At 65.7% G+C, this 22,787-nt stretch carries 20 protein-coding genes; 12 read left to right on the top strand and 8 right to left on the bottom strand.

Annotated features, from left to right (window positions below):
* Positions 1-104: 104 nt before the first annotated feature.
* Genes E2I15_RS20060 through E2I15_RS20070 form a run of 3 tightly spaced genes read right to left on the bottom strand, consistent with a single transcriptional unit; the run spans position 105 to position 3,998 of the window.
* Positions 105-1,088, bottom strand: coding sequence for an NAD(P)-dependent oxidoreductase (locus E2I15_RS20060; protein ID WP_137478793.1), 984 nt, complete (start codon positions 1,086-1,088; stop codon positions 105-107).
* 12 nt (positions 1,089-1,100) lie between these two features.
* Positions 1,101-2,957: a TRAP transporter large permease gene (locus tag E2I15_RS20065; RefSeq protein WP_137478794.1), complete on the bottom strand. Its 1,857-nt coding sequence runs from the start codon at positions 2,955-2,957 to the stop codon at positions 1,101-1,103.
* 9 nt (positions 2,958-2,966) lie between these two features.
* Entirely contained in the window at positions 2,967-3,998 is a 1,032-nt protein-coding gene (locus E2I15_RS20070; RefSeq protein WP_137478795.1) for a TRAP transporter substrate-binding protein, read from the bottom strand.
* Between the two features lie 160 nt (positions 3,999-4,158).
* On the opposite strand from E2I15_RS20070, the gene E2I15_RS20075 reads away from it, so the two are divergent.
* The 3 genes from E2I15_RS20075 (at position 4,159) to E2I15_RS20085 (ending at position 7,657) form a co-directional block, all read left to right on the top strand.
* Positions 4,159-4,905, top strand: a complete 747-nt coding sequence (locus E2I15_RS20075; protein WP_246668051.1) for a FadR/GntR family transcriptional regulator — start codon at positions 4,159-4,161, stop codon at positions 4,903-4,905.
* Positions 4,906-5,145: 240 nt separating this feature from the next.
* Positions 5,146-5,877: a cytochrome c biogenesis CcdA family protein gene (locus E2I15_RS20080; protein ID WP_016846251.1), complete on the top strand. Its 732-nt coding sequence runs from the start codon at positions 5,146-5,148 to the stop codon at positions 5,875-5,877.
* A 91-nt stretch (positions 5,878-5,968) separates the two neighbouring features.
* Entirely contained in the window at positions 5,969-7,657 is a 1,689-nt protein-coding gene (locus tag E2I15_RS20085) for a SulP family inorganic anion transporter (protein WP_137478797.1), read from the top strand.
* Between the two features lie 42 nt (positions 7,658-7,699).
* Here E2I15_RS20085 and E2I15_RS20090 read toward each other — a convergent pair whose 3' ends face one another.
* The 3 genes from E2I15_RS20090 to E2I15_RS20100 all read right to left on the bottom strand — a co-directional run bounded on the left by E2I15_RS20090 (position 7,700) and on the right by E2I15_RS20100 (position 11,240).
* Positions 7,700-8,092 carry a hypothetical protein gene (locus tag E2I15_RS20090; protein WP_137478836.1) on the bottom strand — a complete coding sequence of 131 codons (393 nt, stop codon included), beginning with the start codon at positions 8,090-8,092 and terminating at the stop codon, positions 7,700-7,702.
* A 235-nt stretch (positions 8,093-8,327) separates the two neighbouring features.
* Entirely contained in the window at positions 8,328-9,689 is a 1,362-nt protein-coding gene (locus tag E2I15_RS20095) for a Spy/CpxP family protein refolding chaperone (RefSeq protein WP_137478798.1), read from the bottom strand.
* A 126-nt stretch (positions 9,690-9,815) separates the two neighbouring features.
* A complete protein-coding gene (locus E2I15_RS20100) occupies positions 9,816-11,240 on the bottom strand; it encodes an FAD-binding oxidoreductase (protein WP_137478799.1) in 1,425 nt (474 codons plus the stop codon).
* Positions 11,241-11,400: 160 nt separating this feature from the next.
* Here E2I15_RS20100 and E2I15_RS20105 point away from each other — a divergent pair, with 160 nt between their 5' ends.
* Positions 11,401-11,883: a thioesterase family protein gene (locus tag E2I15_RS20105; protein ID WP_137478837.1), complete on the top strand. Its 483-nt coding sequence runs from the start codon at positions 11,401-11,403 to the stop codon at positions 11,881-11,883.
* A gap of 246 nt (positions 11,884-12,129) precedes the next feature.
* Here the strand turns inward: E2I15_RS20105 and E2I15_RS20110 are convergent, their stop codons facing one another.
* Positions 12,130-12,303 carry a DUF1328 domain-containing protein gene (locus E2I15_RS20110; protein ID WP_016846258.1) on the bottom strand — a complete coding sequence of 58 codons (174 nt, stop codon included), beginning with the start codon at positions 12,301-12,303 and terminating at the stop codon, positions 12,130-12,132.
* 292 nt (positions 12,304-12,595) lie between these two features.
* Here E2I15_RS20110 and E2I15_RS20115 point away from each other — a divergent pair, with 292 nt between their 5' ends.
* The 6 genes from E2I15_RS20115 (at position 12,596) to E2I15_RS20140 (ending at position 20,124) form a co-directional block, all read left to right on the top strand.
* Entirely contained in the window at positions 12,596-15,190 is a 2,595-nt protein-coding gene (locus tag E2I15_RS20115; RefSeq protein WP_137478800.1) for an ATP-dependent helicase, read from the top strand.
* Between the two features lie 89 nt (positions 15,191-15,279).
* The gene (locus E2I15_RS20120) at positions 15,280-15,693 is read left to right on the top strand and encodes a hypothetical protein (protein ID WP_016841558.1); all 414 of its coding nucleotides are present in this window, start codon (positions 15,280-15,282) and stop codon (positions 15,691-15,693) included.
* Positions 15,690-16,382, top strand: a complete 693-nt coding sequence (locus E2I15_RS20125; RefSeq protein WP_137478801.1) for an OmpA family protein — start codon at positions 15,690-15,692, stop codon at positions 16,380-16,382. Before E2I15_RS20120 ends, E2I15_RS20125 begins: the two co-directional genes overlap by 4 nt.
* 267 nt (positions 16,383-16,649) lie before the next feature.
* Positions 16,650-18,044, top strand: a complete 1,395-nt coding sequence (locus E2I15_RS20130; RefSeq protein WP_155262337.1) for an ISNCY family transposase — start codon at positions 16,650-16,652, stop codon at positions 18,042-18,044.
* A 398-nt stretch (positions 18,045-18,442) separates the two neighbouring features.
* Positions 18,443-19,366, top strand: a complete 924-nt coding sequence (locus E2I15_RS20135) for an ABC transporter ATP-binding protein (RefSeq protein ID WP_137484030.1) — start codon at positions 18,443-18,445, stop codon at positions 19,364-19,366.
* Positions 19,363-20,124 (top strand): ABC transporter permease, encoded by a 762-nt coding sequence (locus E2I15_RS20140; RefSeq protein ID WP_028342160.1) that lies wholly within the window; start codon positions 19,363-19,365, stop codon positions 20,122-20,124. The genes E2I15_RS20135 and E2I15_RS20140 overlap by 4 nt, the downstream gene beginning before the upstream one ends.
* A 105-nt stretch (positions 20,125-20,229) precedes the next feature.
* On the opposite strand, the gene E2I15_RS20145 is transcribed toward E2I15_RS20140, so the two are convergent.
* A complete protein-coding gene (locus E2I15_RS20145) occupies positions 20,230-20,559 on the bottom strand; it encodes a hypothetical protein (RefSeq protein ID WP_137484031.1) in 330 nt (109 codons plus the stop codon).
* Between the two features lie 301 nt (positions 20,560-20,860).
* On the opposite strand from E2I15_RS20145, the gene E2I15_RS20150 reads away from it, so the two are divergent.
* Complete coding sequence (locus E2I15_RS20150) at positions 20,861-21,658, top strand: L,D-transpeptidase (protein WP_137484032.1); 798 nt, start codon at positions 20,861-20,863, stop codon at positions 21,656-21,658.
* A gap of 257 nt (positions 21,659-21,915) precedes the next feature.
* Entirely contained in the window at positions 21,916-22,764 is an 849-nt protein-coding gene (locus E2I15_RS20155) for an alpha/beta fold hydrolase (RefSeq protein WP_246668475.1), read from the top strand.
* The last annotated feature ends 23 nt before the right edge of the window (positions 22,765-22,787 follow it).

Below are 22,787 nucleotides of genomic sequence, written 5' to 3' on the forward strand. Positions count from 1 at the left end.
TTGACTGTCCGCGCGCTCAGGGGCCGCGGTTATGCGGGCCAAGTCTGGGCCGGATGCGAAGCTCTTGTCCAGTCCCGCGGACGACATTGGGCTTCGCCAAACTTTCATGGCCGAGGCCGCCGCGTCCAGTGGCCGGCATTGACCGCGCCGACGGGTATCTCGCCGGCAACGATCTTCGCGACCTGGCGTACCGTCTCCGATGACTGATGCTCGATCGCCCGCGGCGTCAGGCCGCCGACATGCGGCGTTGCGATCACATTGTGCAGCTTCGCAAGCTCGCGCGTCGGCATCTGGTCCGGCGCGCGGCCGACATCCATCGCGGCACCCGCGATGCGGCCGTCGCGCAGCGCGGCCGACAGCGCCGCCTCGTCGACCAGGTTTCCGCGCGAAAGGTTGATGAAGAATGCGTGCTTTTGCATCCGCGCCAGTGCGGCCTGCCCGATCAGGTTCTCGGTCTGCGCGTTGGCGATCGCGAGACAGACGACGTAGTCGGCGCGCGCCAGCAGATCGTCGAGCGGCAGATGCCGGATCGCCGCATCATCGATCGTTACGTAGGGATCGGCGACCAGCACATTCATGCCGAGCACCTTTGCGATCCCGGCAAGATAGCGCCCGATTCTGCCATAGCCGATGATGCCGATCGTGCTTCCCGCAAGCTGGCGGCCCATCGTAACTTCGGGTGCCCTGCCCGCATGATAATCCGCGGTGGCGCGCGAGACGCCGCGCGACAGATCGACCATGAAGCCGAGCGCGAGCTCGGCGACCGACTGGACGAAGCCGGCGCTCGCCTGCGTCACCAGCACGCCGACGGCGGAGGCCGCGGCGACGTCGATATTGCGGATGTCGACCGCGCAGCGCACGAAGGCGCGCAGCTTCGGCAGCTGCGGGAAGATCTCCCCTCGCCCCTGCGTCATGCGGTCGGCGACGATGATGTCGACATCAGCCGCGGCCTCGACCAGCGCAGCCGCGTCGAGCGCCTCCTCGCCCTCGTGCAGCCTGACGTCGGCGACCGCGCGCAGGCCGTTCAGGCTGCGCTCGCCGTAATAGTCGCGGCGCATCTGCGGGGTATGGGCGAGCAGGACCTTCACGATCGCATCCCCCTAATAGCCGAGCGCATGCGGCAAGGCCGTGCTGATCGCCGGCACGAAGGCGATCACCAGCAGGCACAGCAACAGCAGGCCGAGATAGCCCGCGATCGGCTTGATGGTCTGCTCGATCGGCACGTTGCCGATCAGGCAGGCGCCGTAGAGCCCAAGGCCAAGTGGCGGAGCAAAAAGCCCGAGCCCCATCGCGATCACAAGGACGACGCCGAAATGCAGCGGATCGATGCCGAGCTTGACGGCAACCGGCAGCAGCAGCGGGCCGAAAATGATCAGCGCCGCGGCGCCTTCGAGCACCGAGCCCATCACCACCAGCACCAGGATCGACAGCAGCATGAACAACCAGACCCCGTGGCTGCCCGAGATCGCCAGCATGAGGTCGCCGACGGCATGCGGCACCTGCTGCAGCGTCAGGATGAAGGCCAGCGACTGCGCCGCGGCGACGATGAACAGCACCAGCCCCGAACGAACAGCCGACTGCACGAAGCAGTGCGCGAGGCTCTTCGCGCCGAGTTCGCGGAACAAGAGGCTGCCGACGGCGATGGCATAGACCGCGGCGAAGGCGGAGATTTCGGTCGCGGTGGCAAAGCCGCTCTTGAAGCCGAAGAAGATCATGAAGATCAGCCCGAACGAGGCGATCGCACCGGTCCAGAGCCCCGATACCGCGGCGCGCGGCTCGGCTTCCACGTTCGCGGCGGGACGCTTGCCGAAGATGATCGACACCGCAATCAGCGCCAACGCCATCAGCGCGGCCGGCAACACGCCGGCGACGAACAGTCCGCCGATCGAGAGGTTGGCGACGAAGCCGAGGATGATCAGGTTGATGCAGGGCGGAATGGTCTCCGCCATGACCGCGGAGGCGGCGAGCAGCGCCACGGCCCCGCCCGGATTCTGCCGCGAGCGCCGCGCCGCCGGGATCAGCACCGAGCCGACCGCGGCGACATCGGCCATCTTGGAGCCCGAGATGCCGGAGAACAGCACCATCGACATCACCATCACGACGTTGAGCCCGCCGCGCATCCGTCCGACCGCGCGCTGCAGCAGCTCGATCAGCCGGACCGACATGCCGTTGGCTTCCATCAGGTAGCCGACCAGGATGAAGAACGGGATCGCCAGCAGCACGAAATTGTCGATGCCGCGCGCCATCTGCTGGGCGAAGATCACGCCGGGCAGCGTGCCCTCGACCCAGATGAAGATCAGCGCCGCCAGCGCCAGCGCAAAGCCGATCGGCAGTCCGCCGAACAGCGTGAGGAAGAAGCCGATCAGCATCAACGCCTGCGACGACGGCACGGACGACGGCGCCAGCGCATCCCAAGCCAGATAAAGGCCGACGATGACGGCGGTCGCGACGATGGCTGCCGCGATATCGCGCGGCGGCCGGCCACAGAACGTCTCGAACGCGAAGACCGTCATGAACGACGCGCCGACGCCCATCGGATAGAACGTCCATTCCAGCGGCAGGCCGGAGCCGGAGGTCTGGCCGGTGGTCAGCCAGCCCATCTTGACGGCGTTGAACCCAACATAGCCGGCGATGACGGTGACGAGCAGCGCACCGACCGCGTCGACCATCCGCCGCAGGGCGTGCGGCAGCATGTTGACGAAGAAGGCGACGCCGAGATTCTCGCTGCGCGCGAGCGCGCTCGCCGCGCCGAAGAAGCTCGACCCGACCATCAGGCCGCGGGCGACGTCGTCGGACCATTCGACCGGCGCGTTGAACAGGAAGCGGGCCAGCACCGAGACGCAGACCACCACGAGATCGGCGGCAAGCAGCAGCGCGGCGATCGCGTCGCTGACGGCGAGCAGCGGCGCCGTCATCCGATCGGCGCTGCTTCTCGCCTCGACTGCGGCGACTGACATGCGCCGACCTCAGGCCTGCGTGGCGCGGATCAGGTCGACGACGGCCTTGGCCTCGGGCCGCGCCTTGATGAAATTGTCGGTCTGCGGCAGCACGCGCTTGCGGAACGCCTCCTTGTCGCATTCGACGACTGTGACGCCCTTCTCCACCAGTGCCGCCAGCGCCTCCTTCTCCACCGCAAGGCCGTGCGCGCGGGTGTCGGTCGCGGCCTTGTTCGCCGCGTCGAGGAAGCCTTCGCGCAGCTTGGGAGCCATGCGGTTGAAGCTGGTGTCGCTGAAATAGACCGCGAGCGGCGAGAAGATGTGCTGGGTCAGCGCATAATGCTTCGCGGTCTCGTAGAACTTGCTCGCCAGGATGGTCGGCGGATCGTGTTCGAGGCCGTCGAGCACACCGGCCTGCAGCGCCGTGTAGATCTCGCCGAACGCCAGCGGCGTTGCGGCGGCCCCCATCAGCCGCAGGCACTCGGTGATGATCGGATTGGGCAAGGTGCGGATTTTCAGGCCGGCGAGATCCTCCGGCGTCTTCACCGGCTTCTTCGCCAGCACGCTGCGCGCGCCGAAATTATAGGCCCAGCCGATGATGTGAATGCCGGCGCCCTTGAGCAGCGCAGCCTCGATCGGCTTCGCCGCGCCGGCGTCGAACGCCTTGGTCTGCTGCTGGAAGCTGGTGAAGAGGTAACCGAGGTCGAAGGTGCCGACCAGCGGCACGAGATTCGCCGAGATCGACGAGCCCGACACCATCAGGTCGATCACTCCGAGCTTCACCGAGTTGATGACGTCGATCTCCTGGCCAAGCTGGTTGTCGGGAAAGAAGGTGACCTCGATCTGCTCGCCGAGCCCGTTCGCCTTCAGGCTCTTGACCAGATTGTCGTGGTAGACGCGGCCATTGGCATATTTGGGATCGTTCGGAAGCGACGACGAGCACCGCATCTTCATCACCGCAGCCTCGGCGCGGCCGATGATCGCGGGCGCGGCGGCAAGCCACGCGGTCGCGGCGACCGACGACTGCAGCACGATGCGGCGGCTCACGCGGTTCGACGTCATGATGGAGCTCCTCCCCGGGAACGGATCTTTATTGTGTGGCCGCCCGCCTGATGGGCGTGAGCTTGGCAGCCGATTTGTCATAATGTATGACAAAACGGATACGGTTGTGCAAGGGCGCGGCTCGGCGGCGGCGCAGGCTGCAACCGCAACGAGGCCCTCGATGTTCCAGACATCCAACGCGTTGCGTCGGAGCGTGCACAGCCAGGTCACCGACCGCGTCGGCAGCAGCATCGTGCGCGGCGAGATCGGCGTCGGCGAGACGCTGCCGCCGGAAATCCGGATCTGCGAGATGATGGACGTCAGCCGCACCGTGGTGCGCGAGGCGATCCGCACCTTGACCGGCAAGGGCCTGATCGAATCCCGGCCCAAGAGCGGCACGCGGGTCCGGCCGCCCGAGCAGTGGAATCAGCTCGATCCCGACGTGCTGCGCTGGCACCTCGAGAGCGCGCAGATCGACCGTTACCTCGCCAAGCTGTTCCAGCTGCGCACCGCGGTCGAGCCGGCCGCGGCAGCGCTCGCGGCGACCCATGCCGAGGAGGTCGACGTCGCCCGCATCCGCGCCGGATGCGACGGCATGGACGCGGCAAAGACCAACGAGGAGTTCGTCGCCGCCGACATCGCGTTCCACCAGGCGATCTATTTCGCCACCCGCAACGAATTCTTCTGGCCGATCGCGCAGATGTTCGAGATCACGCTGCGCCAGAGTTTTACGATCGCAGCGCCGGGCTCGCACCGTCCGCGGGCGCTGCGCGAACACCGCGCGGTGCTGGACGCGATCGCCGCCGGAGATGCGGAGACGGCGCGCGCGGCTACCGTCGTGCTGCTGACGAATTCCGCCGACGACCTGGTGCGCATTCGCGGCCGGGAGTTCGAGACACCGGCGAGCCGACCCGCACGCAAGCGGTAGCGAGCGGGCAGCTCCCTCCCCGTCGTCGTCCCGGCGAAGGCCGGGATCCATACGCCGCAGCCGATGTTATCGGTGGGACTCGTCATTCCAGCGTCGCGCAACCACGTGCAGCGGTGGTTATGGGTCCCGGCCTCCCGCACACGACCCTGTGACCATAGTTGAAGGCTGCGACGACGAAACTTCTGGATTGTTGGCGGCGTAGACGCCAAGACAGGAGCGCAATCTGCGAAGGTTTCATTGATGCACGACGTCTCGATCCCGGCGGCCCTGATCGCCGGTCTGGTCAGCTTCCTGTCGCCCTGCGTGCTGCCGCTGGTGCCGCCCTATCTGATCTATCTGACCGGCGCGACCATCGAGCAGGTCAACCAGGATGGCGCCACCGCGGCCTCCAAGCGGGCGGTGATGACGGCGGCGCTGATGTTCGTGCTGGGCTTCTCCACCGTGTTCGTCGCGCTCGGCGCCAGCGCGTCCTTCGTTGGCGGGCTGGTGCGCGCCTGGTCGGCCGAACTCTCGATCCTGGCCGGCATCGTCATCATCATCATGGGCCTGCACTTCCTCGGCGTGACCCGGATCGGCCTGCTGATGCGCGAGGGACGGCTGACTGCGCCGAAGCCGGTCGGGCTGTGGGGCGCCTATGTCATGGGTCTGGCCTTCGCCTTCGGCTGGACGCCATGCATCGGGCCGATCCTGGCGGCGATCCTCTCGATCGCGGCCGCGGAGGCCACGGTGACCAAAGGCGCCGGCCTGCTCGCGGTCTATTCCGCCGGGCTCGGCATTCCGTTCCTGCTTGCGGCCTTCATGGTCAAGCAGTTCTCCTCGCTGTTCGCGCGGATGAAGCGCCATCTCGACACCGTCGAGCGGGTGATGGGCGTGCTGATGGTGGTCACCGGCATCGGCTTCCTGACCGGCGCAGTGTCCAGCGTCAGCGTCTGGCTGCTGGAAACCTTCCCGGCGCTGCAAAATATCGGCTAGGCGTTCGCGCCGACGCAGGCTGCCGTCCGCTGGATTTTGGCCGCGCGATGTCGGACTATTGCGGAATCGCGGTAATCCTCATGAGACACCGATGGGCCAGGATCGTCAGACCCACGCCAGCTGGCCGATCTTCAGTTCGCTCAGGGCGTTCCGGCCAAGCGACCTGCCGGGTGACCTGATCGCCGGGCTGACGCTCGCCGCGATCGCGATCCCCGAGCAGATGGCGACCGCGCGGCTCGGCGGCTTCTCGCCGCAGATCGGCTTCTTCGCCTTCATGGCCGGCTCGCTCGGCTTTGCGATGTTCGGCGCCAACCGCTTCCTGTCCTGCGGCGCCGACTCCACGATCACGCCGATCTTCGCCGGCGGCCTCGCGCTGATGGCGACCGCCGGCTCGCCGGACTATCAGGCGTTGGCAATGGCACTGGCGCTGATGGTCGGCGCGATCATGATCGCCGGCAGCCTGTTCAAGCTCGGCTGGATCGCCAATTTGCTGTCGACGCCGGTGACGGTCGGCTTTCTCGCCGGCATCTCGGTCCACATCCTGGTCTCGCAATTGCCCGGCGTGCTCGGCCTGACCGAGCCGGACGGCCCGACGCTTTACAAGCTCGGGCTCCTCGCCGGGAAGATCGGCCAAACCAACTTCTACACGCTGGCGATCGGCCTCGGCGTGCTGGCGCTGGTCGCTGGATCGGAGCAGATCAGCGCACGCATTCCGGGCGCGCTGATCGGCCTTGTCGTGGCCACCGTCGCCGTGATCACCGGCCATCTCGAAAGCAAGGGCGTCAAGGTGGTCGGCACCGTGCCTGGAACGCTGCCAATGCCATCGTTTCCGGAGATTGCGCCGGAGCGATGGATAAAACTGCTGTCACTGGCGTTCCTGATCGCCGTCGTCGTCATGGTGCAGACCGCGGCGACGACGCGCTCGTTCCTGTCCGATCCGGACAAGCCGGCCGACGTCGATCGCGACTTCCTCGGCGCCGGTGCCGGCAGCGTGCTGTCCGGGCTGTTCGGCGCCTTTCCCGTCAACGCCAGCCCGCCGCGGACCGGCATCGTGTCGGAGACCGGCGGACGCACGCAGCTCTCGGGGCTGTTTGCCGCGGCCATCGTGCTCGCGCTGCTCGCGTTCGGCGCGACGCTGCTGCGCCACGTGCCCGACGCGGCACTCGGCGGCGTCCTGCTGTTCGTGGCGCTGCGCATCATCCGCGTGAAGCAGATCGTCGCGATCTTCCGTCAGTCGTTCTATGAATTCCTGCTGGTGGTGGCGACCGCGGCCGCGATCATCGTGCTGCCGATCGAGCAAGGCGTCGCCGTCGGCATCGCCTTGTCGCTGCTGCACGGCATCTGGACCACGACGCGCGGCCAGCTTGCCGAATTCGTCCATGTGCCCGGCACCACGATCTGGTGGCCGACGAGCCCGCACGTCACAGGCGAGCGCACGCCCGGCATTGCCGTCGTCGGCCTGCAGGCCCCGTTGTCGTTCCTCAACGCGGAAAGCTTCCACAGCGGCGTGCTCAAGGCCATCAGCGGGGCGACACCCAAGCCGAGGCTGCTGGTGATCGAGGCCAGCGGCATGATCGAGATCGATTTCACGGCGGCGCAGGCGCTGCGCGATCTGTTCCGCGAATGCCGCGATGACGGCGTGACGGTGGCGGTGGCGCGGCTCGAATCCGAGCGCGCGCAGGACGCCTTCGAGCGCTTCGGTCTCTACGAGGTGTTGCCGCGGGACCACGTCTTCCGCAGCGTCGACGAAGCGGTCCGCACCCTCGGCGGGCAGGCGTAGAGATGATGAGATCACTGGCTGCGTAGCCTCGCCCCGACGACCTCAGGCCTGCTCGCCCTCGAGCGTCGGATGTTCCCTCAAAACTTCCGCCTTGATCGAGCCCGCGTGGATGGCACGAAACAGCGCCCGCCCCGTCTTGATGTTGTTGGCCTTCATGCAGAGGCCGACGATCTCGCGCACCGCGGAATCCCGCACCAGCTCGTCGGAAATCTTCATCGCGGTCTCCATCGCGGCCTTGGCGGCACGCTCGTAGCGATCACGCTCGATCTGCTGCTTGTTCGGTGGACGCTTGTCGGGCGAGCCGACCGCCTCGGCACAGCCGGCGGCATCACGGCAGATCGCACGAATCCGCTGCGCAGCCTCGATGTCGCCGAGCGGACGCTCGACGGGATCGTCCCAAATATCCTTGCGCCCGGCCTTGTTGAACCACCACATCGCCGCACCTTGAAAAAGCACGGCAAGCATAGCTGGCTTAGGCGCAACCTGTGAACCGCGGAGTCCACTCGGTGCCGAGCGAGAGGTGCACACTATGGCCCGGCGGCCACACCGGCCGCCGATCCCCGTGCGAATCGATGTCGAATTCATGGAATAAAGCCCGTTTCGGTTCTGATTGCGTCAGAGCCGAGACTGCGGGACTCTCGCTTGCCGCGTCTTCGCGCGAACCGACACTCTACGCAGATCGTTTCGGCCCGATCGCCTCGAACTGCGCCTTTTGCTCATCGCTGAGTGTGGCATAGAAATTCTCAAGCGCGGCGCGGACATCCTTGACCGCCTGCAGCATGACGTCGAGCCGCCTGGCAACGAACGCAAGACGTGCGGGCGGGGTCATCGCCTCGTTCGTCTGGCACGCGGCCTTCAGCTTCCGCGCGGCGTCGGCGCTGGTATCCTGCAGCACCTGAAGCGCACCGCGCTGGGTGTCGCTGAGCTGCAGCCGCGCCTCGATCTCGCCCGTCGGCCATTCCTGCATCGCGGGCTGTGCGGCGCCGCAGCTCTGGGCGACCGTCGCGTTCGGATCACGGGCTGCAGCTTCCTTGCGCTGGTTCTCGGCGAGCGCGTTGAGCCGCGCTTTCTGCTCGTCATCGAGCAGACCGTAAAATTTCTCCAGCGGAGGCTTCACGATTCCGACCGCGGTGACCATCGCTTCGATCCGCTGCTGCATGGCGGCGAGGCGGTTCGGCGCCGTCAACACCACCTGCGCAGGACATGCCGCGCGAATGGCCTGGGCCGCCGCGAGCGACGCATTGCCGAGTTCGCCGAGCGCCGCCGATTGCGCTTCGGTCGGCTGCACCGTATCCGCGATCTGATCCACCGGCAGGCCGGCGACCGAACGGCTGTCGTTGCCGCACATCTGCTCGATGCGCCCGCCGCCGCGGTAACGGCGGCCCGTCCGGCGTTCCGGCAGATAGCCCCTGAGATCGTCATACCCATAAGGCCCGAAGATGCCGGCATAGATATCCGGATAGCCGTAGCCCCAGAATCCGATGTCATCGCCCCAGATCGCGTAGTCGTAGATGTCGTTGTACGCGAACGGCCAGAACAGCGGGCCGACCCAGCCATAGCCGCCGCCGGGATGCTGCCACCAGCCGTTGGCCACCGCCCCGCCGTGCCAGCCGGCGAGCGCCGCGGCCGCGGCGATCTGCGCGCGCGCCGCCGGGTTGCTCAACAGCCGGCCGTTGCGCAATGCGCCGCTGCGCGACAGCGAGTTGAACGTGTTGCGCATATGGCCTGGTGCGATCGCGGCATTGCGCATCCGGCCGAAATTGCCGCCTCCGCGCGATGCGAAGGCGCCATGGCCGGCGAAGCCTGATCGCGAGATCGCGTGCGAGCGGCCTCGCCCGCCATGATGGCCGCCACCGAAATGCATGTGGCCGAAGCCATGCCCGCCATGCCCGTGGCCACCGCCATGTCCGTGGCCGCCGCCATGCCCTCCGCCATGGCCGCCGCCGTGCCCACCGCCGCCTCGGGCGATCGCATCGCCCGACAGCACCATCGCAAGCACCACGACCGCAATTCCGATTGCCCGTCCGATCACGGCGTTTTCCCTCCGCGCACCGCACACATCGCGGCAATGCAACAGAGACGCCGGGCGGGCGAAAAAGTTCCACGCACGACGCGCGCCGCGCGGACGTTCGCGGCCCCTGCGCGGCGTGACGACGCCTCAGGCGGCCGGGACGATCTTTCCGGGATTGAAGATGTTTTGCGGGTCGAGCGCATGCTTCAGCGCCCGCATCGCGTCGAGCGCCTCCGGGCCGAGCTCGGCCTGCAAATATTTCTGCTTGCCCTGCCCGATGCCGTGCTCGCCGGTGCAGGTGCCGTCCATGGACTGGGCGCGTTCGACCAGGCGGTGCATGAACTCCTCGCCGCGCGCCATCTCGTCCTTGTTGTCGACGTCGCAGAGCAGCGAGCAGTGGAAATTGCCGTCGCCGACATGACCGACGATCGGCGACAGCAGATTGAGCCGCTTGAGATCCTCCTCGGTCTCGGTGACGCAGTCGGCAAGCCGCGAGATCGGCACGCAGACGTCGGTGGCGACGACGCCGATGCTGTCGCCGGGACGCAGCGCCTTGACGGACCAGTAGGCGTCGTGCCGGGCCTGCCACAGCTTGGTGCGGTCCTCCGGCTTGGTGGTCCAGGTGAAGTCGCCGCCGCCGCATTCGGCGGCGATGTCGCGGAAATTCTTCGACTGCTCGGCGACTTCGACCTCGCTGCCGTGGAATTCCAGCAGCAGCAGCGGCGTCTCGGGCAGCGACAGCTTGGAGTAGCTGTTGCAGGCCTTCACCTGCGCGGCATTGAGCAGCTCGATCCGCGCGACCGGAATGCCGGTCTGGATCGCGAGGATCGTGGCCTGGCAGGCGCCACGCACCGTGTCGAACGAACAGGCCGCCGCCGCGATCGTGTCGGGAATGCCGCGCAGGCGGATGGTCAGTTCGGAGATGATGCCGAGCGTGCCTTCGGCGCCGACGAACAGATGCGTCAGGTCGTAACCGGCCGACGACTTCTTGGCGCGCGTGCCTGTCGTGATGATCTCGCCGTCGCCGCGCACCACCTTCAGCGCCAGCACGTTCTCGCGCATGGTGCCGTAGCGCACCGCGTTGGTGCCGGAGGCGCGGGTCGAGGTCATGCCGCCGAGCGAGGCATCGGCGCCGGGATCGATCGGAAAGAACAGGCCCTGATCGCGCAGATGCTCGTTGAGCGCCTTGCGCGTCACGCCGGGCTGGATCACGCAGTCGAGGTCCTCGGCATGCACCTCGAGCACCTTGTTCATGTCGCGCAGATCGATGCAGATGCCGCCCGCGGGCGCGTTGACCTGCCCCTCGAGCGAGGTTCCGGTGCCGAAGGCGATGACCGGCACGCGATTGGCGGCGCAGATTCGCACCACGTCCTGGATGTCGGCGGTTTCCTGCGCCATCACGACCGCATCCGGCGGCTGGGTCGGCAGCCACGTGGTGGTATGGGCGTGCTGTTCGCGCACCGCCTGCGACGTGACGAGCCGGTTGCCGAACCGTGCCGCCAGCGCGTCGATCGCGCGCTTCAGGGCCTGCGGCTCAGGTCGCGTCACAGTGCTCGAAATCGTTGTCGCCACGTCAAGTTTCCTCCCACCTTTAGCCGACCGTGGCAAAGCTTGTATAAGGGGTCAAGAGAGCCTGACTTGAAAAAGTGGACGCCGGAGTCACAGAAAAGCTCATGCTCGAACGCCAGCAAACCGGGGATGGATCATGACTTCAGCGACTGCCACCAGCGAGATGCCGCTTCCACCGGCGCCGTTCAGATCCTCGGTGATGCAGATCGAGCCGCAATGGATCGACTACAACGGCCATCTCAACATGGCCTACTACAATGTGATGTTCGACCGCGCCATCGACGAGATGTGGCTGCAGCTCGGCATCGGGCCGGCCTACATGAAGGCCCGGCAGTGCTCGACCTTCACCGCCGAGTGCCACGTCCGCTATCTCAGGGAAATTCATCTCGGCGATCCCGTGCAAGTCCACGTCCACCTGCTCGGCGCCGACGAGAAGCGGCTGCACACCTTCGAGGAGCTGCGCCATGCCACCGAGGGCTGGCTCTCCGCGACCTCGGAAAACCTCACGCTGCACATCGACATGGAGGCGCGCAAGGTGGCGCCGTTTCCGCCCGATATCCGCGCCCGCGCTCGCGCGATCGTCGACAGCTATGCGGGTGTACCACGTCCCGAGGGCATCGGCCGCGTGGCGATGCCCTCGAAGTAGTCCAGCGCTCCGCCAGAGCGCGATGGCATTAGATTTAATCGGTCCAGCGCCCGACTCGCTGCACCTCTCCCGCTTGCGCGGGAGGTCGGATCGCATCGTTAGATGCGATCCGGGTGGGGGCTCTCTCCACCAAGCGACTCGTGGCGAGAGCCCCCACCCTGACCCTCCCCCGCAAGCGGGAGAGGGAACGCAGTTTCGATGCCGCTACGGCTCGACCTCGTCTCATTGCTTCGCTTCATTGCCTCGCTAGACCCTTGTGCGGCCGCGCACCAATCCGACCACCGCCGACACCAGAAACAGGATGACAGCGATGAAGAAGATCGCCTTGGCGATTTCGACGGACGCGCCGGCGATGCCGCCAAAGCCCAAAATGCCCGCGATCAGGGCGATGACCAGGAACGTGACGACCCAGCTCAGCATGATCAAAACTCCGCTTCGTTTCCCTGCTGCTTCCTTGGCGCGGACCTCCGTCCGGCGCGCACCTGTTGAAACAATCCGGCTGGGAAACGCATGTTCCTGAGCGTGAAACCGTAAAATTTTCGTCGATTTCCGGAACCGCGATTGAGTGTGGGCTGCTGCCAAAAGCGTTCCTGTCGACCGCTATAAAACCTGTCAAAACGGCCGATCAGGCCCTATATGGCCTTCAATCCCTGTTAAGAAGGCTCCCCTTCACCGTCCCGCGGTGCCATCGTGGGGCCGAGACGATTCGCCAATGACCGAGCCGAGCAAATTGCCCCATCACGGCGTTCCCGAGCACCAGCCGGCGGCTGGCGGCATCGCCGCGCGTGCGCGGGCGGCGGCGGGCGGCCCGCAATATCTGAACGGCCTCAATCCGGAGCAGCGCGAGGCGGTCGAGACGCTCGACGGCCCCGTGCTGGTGCTGGCCGGTGCCGGCACCGGCAAGACCCGCGTGCTGACGACGCGGATCGCGCATATCCTGAGCCAGGGCCGCGCGCGGCCGCACGAAATCCTGTCGGTGACCTTCACCAACAAGGCGGCGCGCGAGATGAAGCTGCGGCTCGGCCAGATGCTGGGCCAGGCGGTCGAGGGCATGCCGTGGCTCGGCACCTTCCACTCGATCGGCGGCCGCATCCTGCGCATCCATGCCGAACTGGTGCAGCTGAAATCCAACTTCACGGTGCTCGACGTCGACGACCAGGTGCGGCTGCTGAAGCAATTGCTGCAGGCCGAGAACATCGACGACAAGCGCTGGCCGGCGCGGATGCTGGCCGGCCTGATCGACGGCTGGAAGAACCGCGGCCTGTCGCCGTCGCAGGTGCCGGCGGGCGAAGCCGCCTCGTTCGGCAACGGCAAGGGCGGCAAGATCTACGCGACCTATCAGGAGCGGTTGAAGATCCTCAACGCGGCCGATTTCGGCGACCTGCTGCTCGAGAACATCCGGCTGTTCCGCGAAAATCCCGACGTGCTGCGGCAGTACCAGAGCCGCTTCAAGTTCATCCTGGTCGACGAATATCAGGACACCAACGTCGCGCAGTATCTGTGGCTGCGTCTGCTGTCGCAGGCGCCGCCGCGGCCGGGCCAGCCACTCTCGGCGGTGATCCCGGGCGAGCTTACCTCGCCCCGCTTGCGGGGAGAGGTCGGCGCGCAAGGCGCGCCGGGTGAGGGGGACTCTCCGCGGGCTGAGCTCGAGGATAGAGCCCCTCACCCCGACCCTCTCCCCGTGAAGGACGGGGAGAGGGAGCAGACCGCTCTCAAGAACATCTGCTGCGTCGGCGACGACGACCAGTCGATCTATGGCTGGCGCGGCGCCGAGGTCGACAACATCCTGCGCTTCGAGCACGATTTCCCCGGCGCCAAGGTCATCCGCCTCGAGCGCAACTACCGCTCGACCGGCCACATCCTCGCCGCGGCCTCGCATCTGATCGCGCATAATGAAGGCCGGCTCGGCAAGACGCTGCGCACCGAGGATGTCGACGGCGAGAAGGTCACCGTCACCGGCTCCTGGGATTCGGAGGAGGAAGCGCGCGCGATCGGCGAGGAGCTCGAGGAGCTGCAGCGCGCCGGTGAAAACCTCAACGACGTCGCCATCCTGGTGCGCGCCTCGTTCCAGATGCGCGAGTTCGAAGACCGCTTCGTCACGCTCGGCCTGCCCTACCGCGTGATCGGCGGCCCCCGATTCTACGAGCGCGCCGAAATCCGCGATGCGCTCGCCTATCTGCGCACCATCAATTCGCCGGCCGACGATCTCGCCTTCGAGCGCATCGTCAATGTGCCCAAACGGGGGCTCGGCGACGCCACCGTGCAGCTGCTGCACGACCATGCCCGCAAGCGCCGCATTCCGCTGTTCGAGGCGGCGCGGGCCGTGGTCGAGACCGACGAGTTGAAGCCGAAGGCGCGCGGCTCCTTGCGCGATCTCGTCATGCAGTTCGACCGCTGGCGCGCCCAGCGCGAGGTCACCTCGCATACCGAGCTCGCCGAGATCGTGCTCGACGAGAGCGGCTACACCGAGATGTGGCAGAAGGACCGCTCGGCTGATGCCGCCGGCCGGCTGGAGAACCTCAAGGAGCTGGTGCGTTCGATGGAGGAATTCGAGAACCTGCAAGGGTTTCTCGAACATATCTCGCTGGTGATGGACCGCGACGGCGAGGCCGGCGACGAGGCGGTGTCGCTGATGACGCTGCATTCGGCGAAGGGGCTGGAATTCGACAACGTGTTCCTGCCGGGCTGGGAGGAAGGCCTGTTTCCGAGCCAACGCACGCTGGACGAGCAGGGCCGCGCCGGGCTCGAGGAGGAGCGCCGCCTCGCCCATGTCGGGCTGACCCGGGCGCGCCGCCGCGCAAAAATCTATTTCGCCACCAACCGCCGCATCCATGGCACCTGGTCGACCACGATCCCCTCGCGCTTCCTGGACGAGCTGCCGGCGCACAATGTCGAGATCACCGAATCCAAGGGCGGATCGGGCTGGGGCGGCAGCGGCGGCTATGGCGCCTCGCGCTTCGACAACCTCGAATCATTCGGCTCCAGCTATTCGACCCCGGGCTGGCAGCGCGCCCAGGCCAACCGCAGCCGCGGCGGCGGCGGACGCGGCGGCAGCGGTTTCGAGGAGCGGCAGTCGTCCTTTTCATCCGAAGGCTTCGGCCGCAGCAAGCGCGGCCCGATGGTGATCGAAGGCGAGCTGGTGGCGAAGTCCACCGGCACGACGTCGGATTTTTCGCTGGACGACCGGGTGTTTCACCAGAAATTCGGCTACGGCCATGTGGTGAAGATCGACGGCAACAAGCTCACCATCGCCTTCGAAAAGGCCGGCGAAAAGAAGGTGGTCGACAGCTTTGTGGAACGGGTGTGACGTAGCGATCTTCTTTGGCGACCTTCTTTGGCGGTCTTCTCTGTTGGTAGCCCTTGACCCCGGTTGAATTCACGGGTTGAGATGGCCCCATGGTCCGGGGGAGGTTTTTCTTTTTTGTCATCGCGCTCACCGCGCCGTCGCTGGCGGTCGCGGAGACGATGAGCTTTGGCGATTCTGCAGCGCAACTGGCCAAGGCCTGCGGCGCCGATATCACCGCGAACTGCCGCGGCGTCAATCTCGACTCCAACCGCCTCAAGGAATGCCTGTCGCGTAACCGCGACGTGATATCGCCGCAGTGCAAGGAGAGCTACTTCTCCACCCTCGATGCGATCCAGAAGCGGATCGCGGCGCGCGTCACCGTTGCGAATGCCTGCACCCGCGAGATCGTCAAGGTCTGCGGCGGCTCGACCAAGGAGACCAGCAAGTCGGTGCCCTGCCTCGTCAGCGCCAAGGGCCTCAGCCGCAACTGCACCCAGGCGATCAATGACGCGGGGTATCAATGATGCGGCTGTCGGCACGAGGCCCGCGCGAGATCAGTCTGTCGGGCCTGCTCGGCGCGCTGCTGGTGCTGGCGATGCCGCTCTCGCCGATGCAGGCGCAGACCGCCGTCACGCGCGACGACATCATCGCCAAGCTCAATCATTTCGAGACCGACGCCGCGATCGATGTCCCGGCGTTGCGCCAGCAGACGCTGGAACGATCGAAGTCGCGATCGAGGAACGAGCCACCGCCCTCGAGCCGGCCGCCGATCGCCCCCGACCTGACCAAGCTGCCGGCGTTCAATGTCGATGTCAGGTTCGACGTCGACACGCCGATCGTGATGCCGGAGTCCTATGCGACCGTCGGACGGATCGCCGACGCGCTGACGCATTCCGCGCTGCTGCCCTATACTTTCCTGATCGTCGGCCACATCGAATCGGGCGGACGGCGCGACAACAACGTGCTGTTGAGCCAGCGGCGCGCCGACGCGATCCGCGACATCCTGGTCAACACCTACAAGATCGCGCCGAAACGCCTGCAATCGGTCGGGCTCGGCGAAGAGCAGTTGCTCGACCCCGCCCGTCCCAACGCGCCGGTCAACAGCCAGGTGCAGATCATGCTGGTCGCGAAGCTCGCGGACGCCGAGCCGCCCGCGCACCCCGCCCCGGCGGCCGCCGCCAAGAAGCCGGCGAAATCGGCGAAGAAGCACTGATTGGATTGAATAGCAGGGCGTCGGAACTGCGTCCTCACTCCCGCTTGCGGGCAAGGCTATCGCATATGGCTATCGGCCAGGTCCCATAGCCCGGCGATGACACCACGTCAGTCGCGGCAGCCCGCAAATGCCATCTGCGATGGCCCCGAGCGAGGGCGCCCCTCATGATTTCGGAATAATAGAAGCATAGCGCTGAGTTGCCCGACGAGTCAAGTTGCCGTGCCCGCCGGTGTCAGTAGCTCGTGATCTGTCGCCTGATTGTAGCTCGTGAAGTGTCGTGTTTTCGGTGCCCCGGAACAAAGGGGGCACGATGGGCACGGCATCCATTCACGAGGGAGTACGACGGATGCGGTTTTCAAGTTTGTTGGAGCGGACGGAGGCCAAGGAGCTGACGCAGGAGGCGGCTGCAGAGGTTCTGGGATCAGCGTGCGGACATTTCAACGTTGGGCAGAACGCTACGAGGCAGAGGGCGATGACGGGCTTGTCGACCGGCGGATGGGTCGGCGCTCGCCACGGCGAGCGCCGCAGAAAGAACTTGAGCGGATGCTGGGGCTGTTCCGGGACAAGTACGCGGACTTCACGGTGAAGCATTTCCACGAGCAGCTGCAAAAGCGGCATGGCTATATGCTGGGCTATACGGTGACCAAGCTAGCCTTGCACGCGGCGGGGTTGGTGCGGAAGGCGCCGAAGCGTTCGGCGCACCGCAAGAAGCGCCCACGCCGGCCGCTTCGGGGCATGCTGCTGCACCAGGACGGATCGCGCCACGTTTGGATCGAAGGTCTGCCCGCGAGGGACCTGATCGTCACGATGGACGATGCGACCAGCGAGGTCTACTCGATGGTCCTGGTCGAGGAAGAAGGAACGGCCTCGACCTTCCAGGCCTTGCGCGAAGTGATTGGCGAGCATGGCCTGTTCTGCGCGCTCTATACCGACCGCGGCAGCCATTATTTCCTTACCCCAAAAACCGGCGAGAAGGTCTCGAAGACGCAACAAACCCAGGTGGGACGGGCTTTATCGCATCTTGGGATCGAGCATATCGCAGCCTATTCGCCGCAGGCGCGCGGGCGCTCCGAGCGGCTGTTCGGCACGTTGCAGGATCGGCTGCCGAAGGAGCTGCGGCTTGCCGGGATCAAGACGGTCGAAGCCGCCAATGCGTGGCTGAAGGCGCATTACATCGCCGGGCACAACGCCGCGTTTGCGATCAAGCCCGAACAGGAAGGCTCGGCATTCGTGGCCGACCGGCATGAGGCCTGGCGCGAGGCGCTGTGCGTGATCGAGGAGCGTACCGTCGCCAACGATAATACCGTTGCATGGAACGGTCGGCGGCTGCAGCTGCCGCAGAGCCGGCTCAGGCCTCACTTCGTCAAGGCCGTGGTGCGGCTCCATGAGTATCCCGATGGCGCCGTCAGCGTGTTCCTCGGACCGCATCGGTTGGCGGTGTTTAGCGCCAACGGACAGCAGATCAGCCCCGACGCGCCTCAGCCTGGCAGCGTGCTCGGAGCCGTCAAGGACAAGCCCTTGCGGGCGCGCAAGCGCGCGTCCTTGACCGCTCCTGCGCGCGCCGCCGTCAAGATCGCGCGGGTCGGGGCGGAGAAACGGGCTTCAAGTCGAACAAAGAAACACACCCGCAGGGCTAAAACCGCCGCAACAGCCGTGGCATGATCAATCAGGCAAAGCCGTCCCCGCCTTCCGGCTCCCCTGCAAATCACAAACGAAGGCGACAGATCACGAGCTACAAAAACACGACATCTTCACCCGCTACGGACAGTTGCCGTGCCCGCCGGCAGCCGCCGACTCCTTTGCATGGGGTTGTTTTCGATATTTTGGCAGTGCGCCCTTGCCCAGGCAGATTATCGGCCTCGTTCGATAGCCCGGTCATGACGACGTGGACACGTCAGTTGCAGAAGCCCGCAACCGGGAGAGCGGACGCCGCAGAATAAATTTCTCCCTCGCCGAGCGATTGCAGAACGGACCGTGCGTCCCTATCTGGGCTTGACCCGCATTCCGCTCCCGCCCGGGCCCAATCCGCGCGCGCCCCTCCCTCACGCTCCCTGCCCTGCATGTCGCCGATCATCTCCGTTTCCAATCTTTCGAAGACCTATGGCTCCGGCTTCAAGGCGCTGAAAGGCATCAATCTCGATATCGTCAAGGGCGAGATCTTCGCGCTGCTCGGGCCGAACGGCGCCGGCAAGACCACCCTGATCAGCATCATCTGCGGCATCGCCAATCCGAGCGAGGGCCGCATCACGATCGGCGGGCACGACATCATCGCCGACTATCGCGCGGCGCGGTCGATGATCGGGCTGGTTCCGCAGGAACTGCACACCGACGCGTTCGAGTCGGTGTGGGCGACCGTCAGCTTCAGCCGCGGCCTGTTCGGCAAGCCGAAGAACCCCGCCCATATCGAGAAGGTGCTGCGCGACCTGTCGCTGTGGGACAAGAAGGACGCCAAGATCATCACGCTGTCCGGCGGCATGAAGCGCCGCGTGATGATCGCCAAGGCGCTGTCGCACGAGCCGCAGATCCTGTTCCTCGACGAGCCGACCGCCGGGGTCGACGTCGAATTGCGCAAGGGCATGTGGGAGGTAGTCCGCACGCTGCAGGCTTCCGGCGTAACCATCATCCTGACCACGCACTACATCGAGGAAGCCGAGGAGATGGCCGACCGCATCGGCGTCATCAACAAGGGCGAGATCATCCTGATCGAGGACAAGGCGACCTTGATGCAGAAGCTCGGCAAGAAGGAGCTGACGCTGCAATTGCAGAACAGGCTCGAGGCCATTCCCGACGTTCTGTCCGCCTACAATCTCGAATTGTCCGACGACGGCCGCACCGTGACCTACGACTACGATACCAAGGGCGACCGCACCGGCATCACCAGCCTGCTCAACGATCTGCGCAATGCCGGCATCCGCATCTCGGACCTCGATACGAAACAAAGCTCCCTTGAAGACATCTTCGTCAGCCTCGTGAGGGCGCCATGAACTATCGCGCAATCCGGGCGATCTATCTGTTCGAAATGGCGCGCACCTGGCGCACGCTGCTGCAAAGCATCGTCTCGCCGGTGGTGTCGACCTCGCTGTATTTCGTGGTGTTCGGCGCCGCGATCGGCTCGCGCATCACCGAGGTCGAGGGCGTCAGCTACGGCACCTTCATCGTGCCGGGGCTCGTGATGCTGTCGGTGCTGACCCAGAGCATCTCCAACGCCTCGTTCGGCATCTACTTCCCGAAATTCGTCGGCACGATCTACGAGATCCTGTCGGCGCCGATCTCCTATTTCGAGATCGTCATCGGTTATGTCGGCGCCGCCGCCACCAAGTCGATCATCCTCGGCCTGATCATCCTGGCGACGGCCGGGCTTTTCGTACCCTTGCATATCCAGCATCCGGTGTGGATGCTGACCTTCCTGGTGCTGACGGCGGTCACCTTCAGCCTGTTCGGCTTCATCATCGGCATCTGGGCCGACGGCTTCGAGAAGCTGCAGATGATCCCGATGCTGGTGGTGACGCCGCTCACCTTCCTCGGCGGCAGCTTCTATTCGGTCAACATGCTGCCGTCGGGCTGGCGCACCATCACGCTGCTCAATCCCGTAGTCTACCTGATCTCCGGCTTCCGCTGGAGCTTCTACGAGATCGCCGATGTCAGCGTGCCACTGAGCCTCGGCATGACCGTGGGATTCCTGGTGGCCTGCATGGCCATCGTGGCGTGGATCTTCAGGACCGGCTACCGGCTGAAGAACTGACTTGGAAAAGCAAGTCATTCCGGGGCGCGAGCCCTAGCGCGAACCCGGAATCTCGAGATTCCGGGTTCATGCTTCGCATCGCATGCCCCGGAATGACGATCTCAATCAATAGCAATGGAAATGGCCGTGGCGGTAATAGCCGCGGCAGCGGTGGCCACGGCGGTAGCCGCGATCCGGGATGCCGAACACGCCCTTGACCGCGCCCATGGCGCCACCGACACCGGCGCCGACGGCACCGCCGACCACGCCGCCGACCGGGCCGGCGACCCGGTTGCCTTCATAGGCTCCCTCATGGGCGCCGCGGACGATGCCCTGGGCATTGCCGGTATGGGGGACTGCGACCAGTGTCAAAGCGAGGGCTGCGGCCGCAAGCAGGAGCCGCGCGGAGAGGCCGGCTGGGACGACGGCCGCGGTCTTCACCTTGGTGTTGTTCATCTGGATTCCTTGATGCGCGGCGCGAACGCGCCGCCAGGCGGGAATTTGTTAAACGCCCATGCGGCCAAATGGTTGCGTGTCGGAGATCAATTGGGCCGCCGTCGCGGCCTGCTCGCGAAAAAGTCAGCCCGCCGTGACAGGCGGGCCCGGCTTCGGCCTTGTTTGCGCCGCGCGCGGGATTAACCATGGTGATGATCACGGCCTTGGTCCGCCACTGGAACCAAGTTCGGATTCCGTGCATATTGATTGCCGGGGACGGAGAGTCGCGGCTTCGCGAGCAGGCCTGGAGGCCAAAGGTAAAATGCGTTCGTTCCTCATTGCGTTCACGTCCGTGATGCTCTTCACCGCCGGCGCCGCACAGGCCAAGGTCGATATCACCATCGACAAGGACAACCAGCAGATGACCGTCGCGGTCGACGGGGTCGCGCGCTATCACTGGCCGGTCTCGACCGGCATCCCGTCGCGCGAAACGCCGAACGGCAGCTTCCGCGCCTTCCGCATGGAAGAGGATCACTATTCCAAGGAATTCGACGACGCGCCGATGCCGCACTCGATCTTCTTCACCAAGATCGGGCACGCTATTCACGGCACCGACTCGGTGAACCGCCTCGGCTCGCCGGCCTCGCATGGCTGCGTGCGGTTGTCGCGCGACAACGCAACCACGCTCTACGCGCTGGTCCAGAAGGAAGGCGTGCTCAACACCACCGTGACGCTGACGGGTTCGTCGCAGGTCGCGCTGGCGCGCAATCCGCGTGGGCGCAACGGCACCGCCGTCGCCCGCCGCGCGCCGCAGCAATATGACGAGCAGTACGGCACCGCCGCCGCCGGCGACCCGGTCGTGCTGACGCCTCAACCGCGCGACTATCCGGCGCAGGCCCGCGCCGACGACGGCTACATCTATCCGGCCGACGGCAGCTCGACCGATCGCCGTTATCCGGCACCGCCGTCGAGCCGCCGCGTCTACGACGCGCAGGCCTATGGCCAGCAGCAGCAGTATTACGGCAATCAGGGCTACGCACCGGCGCCGCAGGGCTACTACCAGCCGCGCCCGTACTACCAGCAGCAGCGCAGCTTCTACGGCAACAGCTATCAGGACTGAGACGCTCTCGTGGTCCAATGACGGCGCCGCAGGCAGCGCGCCGTCAGTTCACGCTCCCCTCACCCGCTTGTGACCGTCGCAAAGGGCGCGCGTCATCGTGCGCCGGGGCCCGTCGTCGCGTCGTCATCTGATTGTAAAACTAGCCCGATATTCGGCGGCACAAGCGCCCGCCTGGCCCCTGGAGGCCGATTCACGCGGCATGCCCGATGAAATCAGGGCGAGAAGCGCGGGTCACGTAGGCGAGATCAGAGGTCGACATGAAACGGGGCATCATTGTCCTTTGCCTGTGCATCGTGGCGATGGCCGCCTATTTCACGACGGACAGATGGGCCATCCGTCACACGACGCTGACGTTCCACGACGTTCTGCGCGACGACCGCAACGTCACGGTCGAGGTCGCGGTGCGCCGTGACCGGCAAATGCAGGCGATGGCCGAGATGATCGAGCTGCCGGTCGCGATCCTGAGCCACGGCAACACCGTCAAGAACACCGAGTACTCGTTCCTCACCAATTTGTTCGCGTCGCGCGGATACCTCGTGGTCAGCATTCAGCATGATCTCGACACCGATGCGCCGATGGTCACCAAGGTCGGCGAGGAATATGTCGGCCGCCGCATGCAGTACAATCGCGGCGTCTTCAACATCATGTATGCGATCGACGAGCTCAAGAAGCTCTATCCGAACGCAAACTATCGCCAGCTGACGTTGATCGGCCATTCCAACGGCGGCGACATCTCGATGTTCTTCGCCAAGCAGCATCCCGACCTGGTCAAGAAGGTCGTCACGCTGGACAATCTGCGCGTTCCCTTCATCACCGACGGCAGGATCAAGATCCTCTCGTTCCGCTCCAGGGATCCGGTGTTCAAGGCCGATCCGGGCGTCGTGCCCGACGACGAGACCTGCGCGAGACTCGGCATCAAGGTGGTCAGAACCGAATTCCAGCACAACGATCTCAGCGACCGCGGCCCGGACAGCGCGAAGTCGTCGATCCAGGCCGGCGTGGAACAATTCCTCGATGAGGATGCCGGCGAGAGCACGCCGACGATGCCGCTGCTCGCCGCCTCGACGCCGGTCTCCGCGGGTGCAGCGCCGCCAGAGAACAAATAGTCGCGTCGCGCGGAAGGCGAGCT

The sequence above is a fragment of the Bradyrhizobium sp. BR2003 genome (genome assembly GCF_009720285.1).
GTDB lineage: Bacteria > Pseudomonadota > Alphaproteobacteria > Rhizobiales > Xanthobacteraceae > Bradyrhizobium > Bradyrhizobium elkanii.

Coding starts and splice junctions, on each gene's coding strand:
- E2I15_RS20145 (WP_137484031.1), bottom strand. CDS start 20,559: ATGAACAACACCAAGGTGAAGACCGCGGCCGTCGTCCCAGCCGGCCTC.
- E2I15_RS20120 (WP_016841558.1), top strand. CDS start 15,280: ATGGTCCGGGGGAGGTTTTTCTTTTTTGTCATCGCGCTCACCGCGCCG.
- E2I15_RS20135 (WP_137484030.1), top strand. CDS start 18,443: ATGTCGCCGATCATCTCCGTTTCCAATCTTTCGAAGACCTATGGCTCC.
- E2I15_RS20125 (WP_137478801.1), top strand. CDS start 15,690: ATGATGCGGCTGTCGGCACGAGGCCCGCGCGAGATCAGTCTGTCGGGC.
- E2I15_RS20090 (WP_137478836.1), bottom strand. CDS start 8,092: ATGTGGTGGTTCAACAAGGCCGGGCGCAAGGATATTTGGGACGATCCC.
- E2I15_RS20070 (WP_137478795.1), bottom strand. CDS start 3,998: ATGACGTCGAACCGCGTGAGCCGCCGCATCGTGCTGCAGTCGTCGGTC.
- E2I15_RS20155 (WP_246668475.1), top strand. CDS start 21,916: ATGAAACGGGGCATCATTGTCCTTTGCCTGTGCATCGTGGCGATGGCC.
- E2I15_RS20065 (WP_137478794.1), bottom strand. CDS start 2,957: ATGTCAGTCGCCGCAGTCGAGGCGAGAAGCAGCGCCGATCGGATGACG.
- E2I15_RS20085 (WP_137478797.1), top strand. CDS start 5,969: ATGGGCCAGGATCGTCAGACCCACGCCAGCTGGCCGATCTTCAGTTCG.
- E2I15_RS20140 (WP_028342160.1), top strand. CDS start 19,363: ATGAACTATCGCGCAATCCGGGCGATCTATCTGTTCGAAATGGCGCGC.
- E2I15_RS20105 (WP_137478837.1), top strand. CDS start 11,401: ATGCCGCTTCCACCGGCGCCGTTCAGATCCTCGGTGATGCAGATCGAG.
- E2I15_RS20150 (WP_137484032.1), top strand. CDS start 20,861: ATGCGTTCGTTCCTCATTGCGTTCACGTCCGTGATGCTCTTCACCGCC.
- E2I15_RS20115 (WP_137478800.1), top strand. CDS start 12,596: ATGACCGAGCCGAGCAAATTGCCCCATCACGGCGTTCCCGAGCACCAG.
- E2I15_RS20110 (WP_016846258.1), bottom strand. CDS start 12,303: ATGCTGAGCTGGGTCGTCACGTTCCTGGTCATCGCCCTGATCGCGGGC.
- E2I15_RS20075 (WP_246668051.1), top strand. CDS start 4,159: ATGTTCCAGACATCCAACGCGTTGCGTCGGAGCGTGCACAGCCAGGTC.
- E2I15_RS20080 (WP_016846251.1), top strand. CDS start 5,146: ATGCACGACGTCTCGATCCCGGCGGCCCTGATCGCCGGTCTGGTCAGC.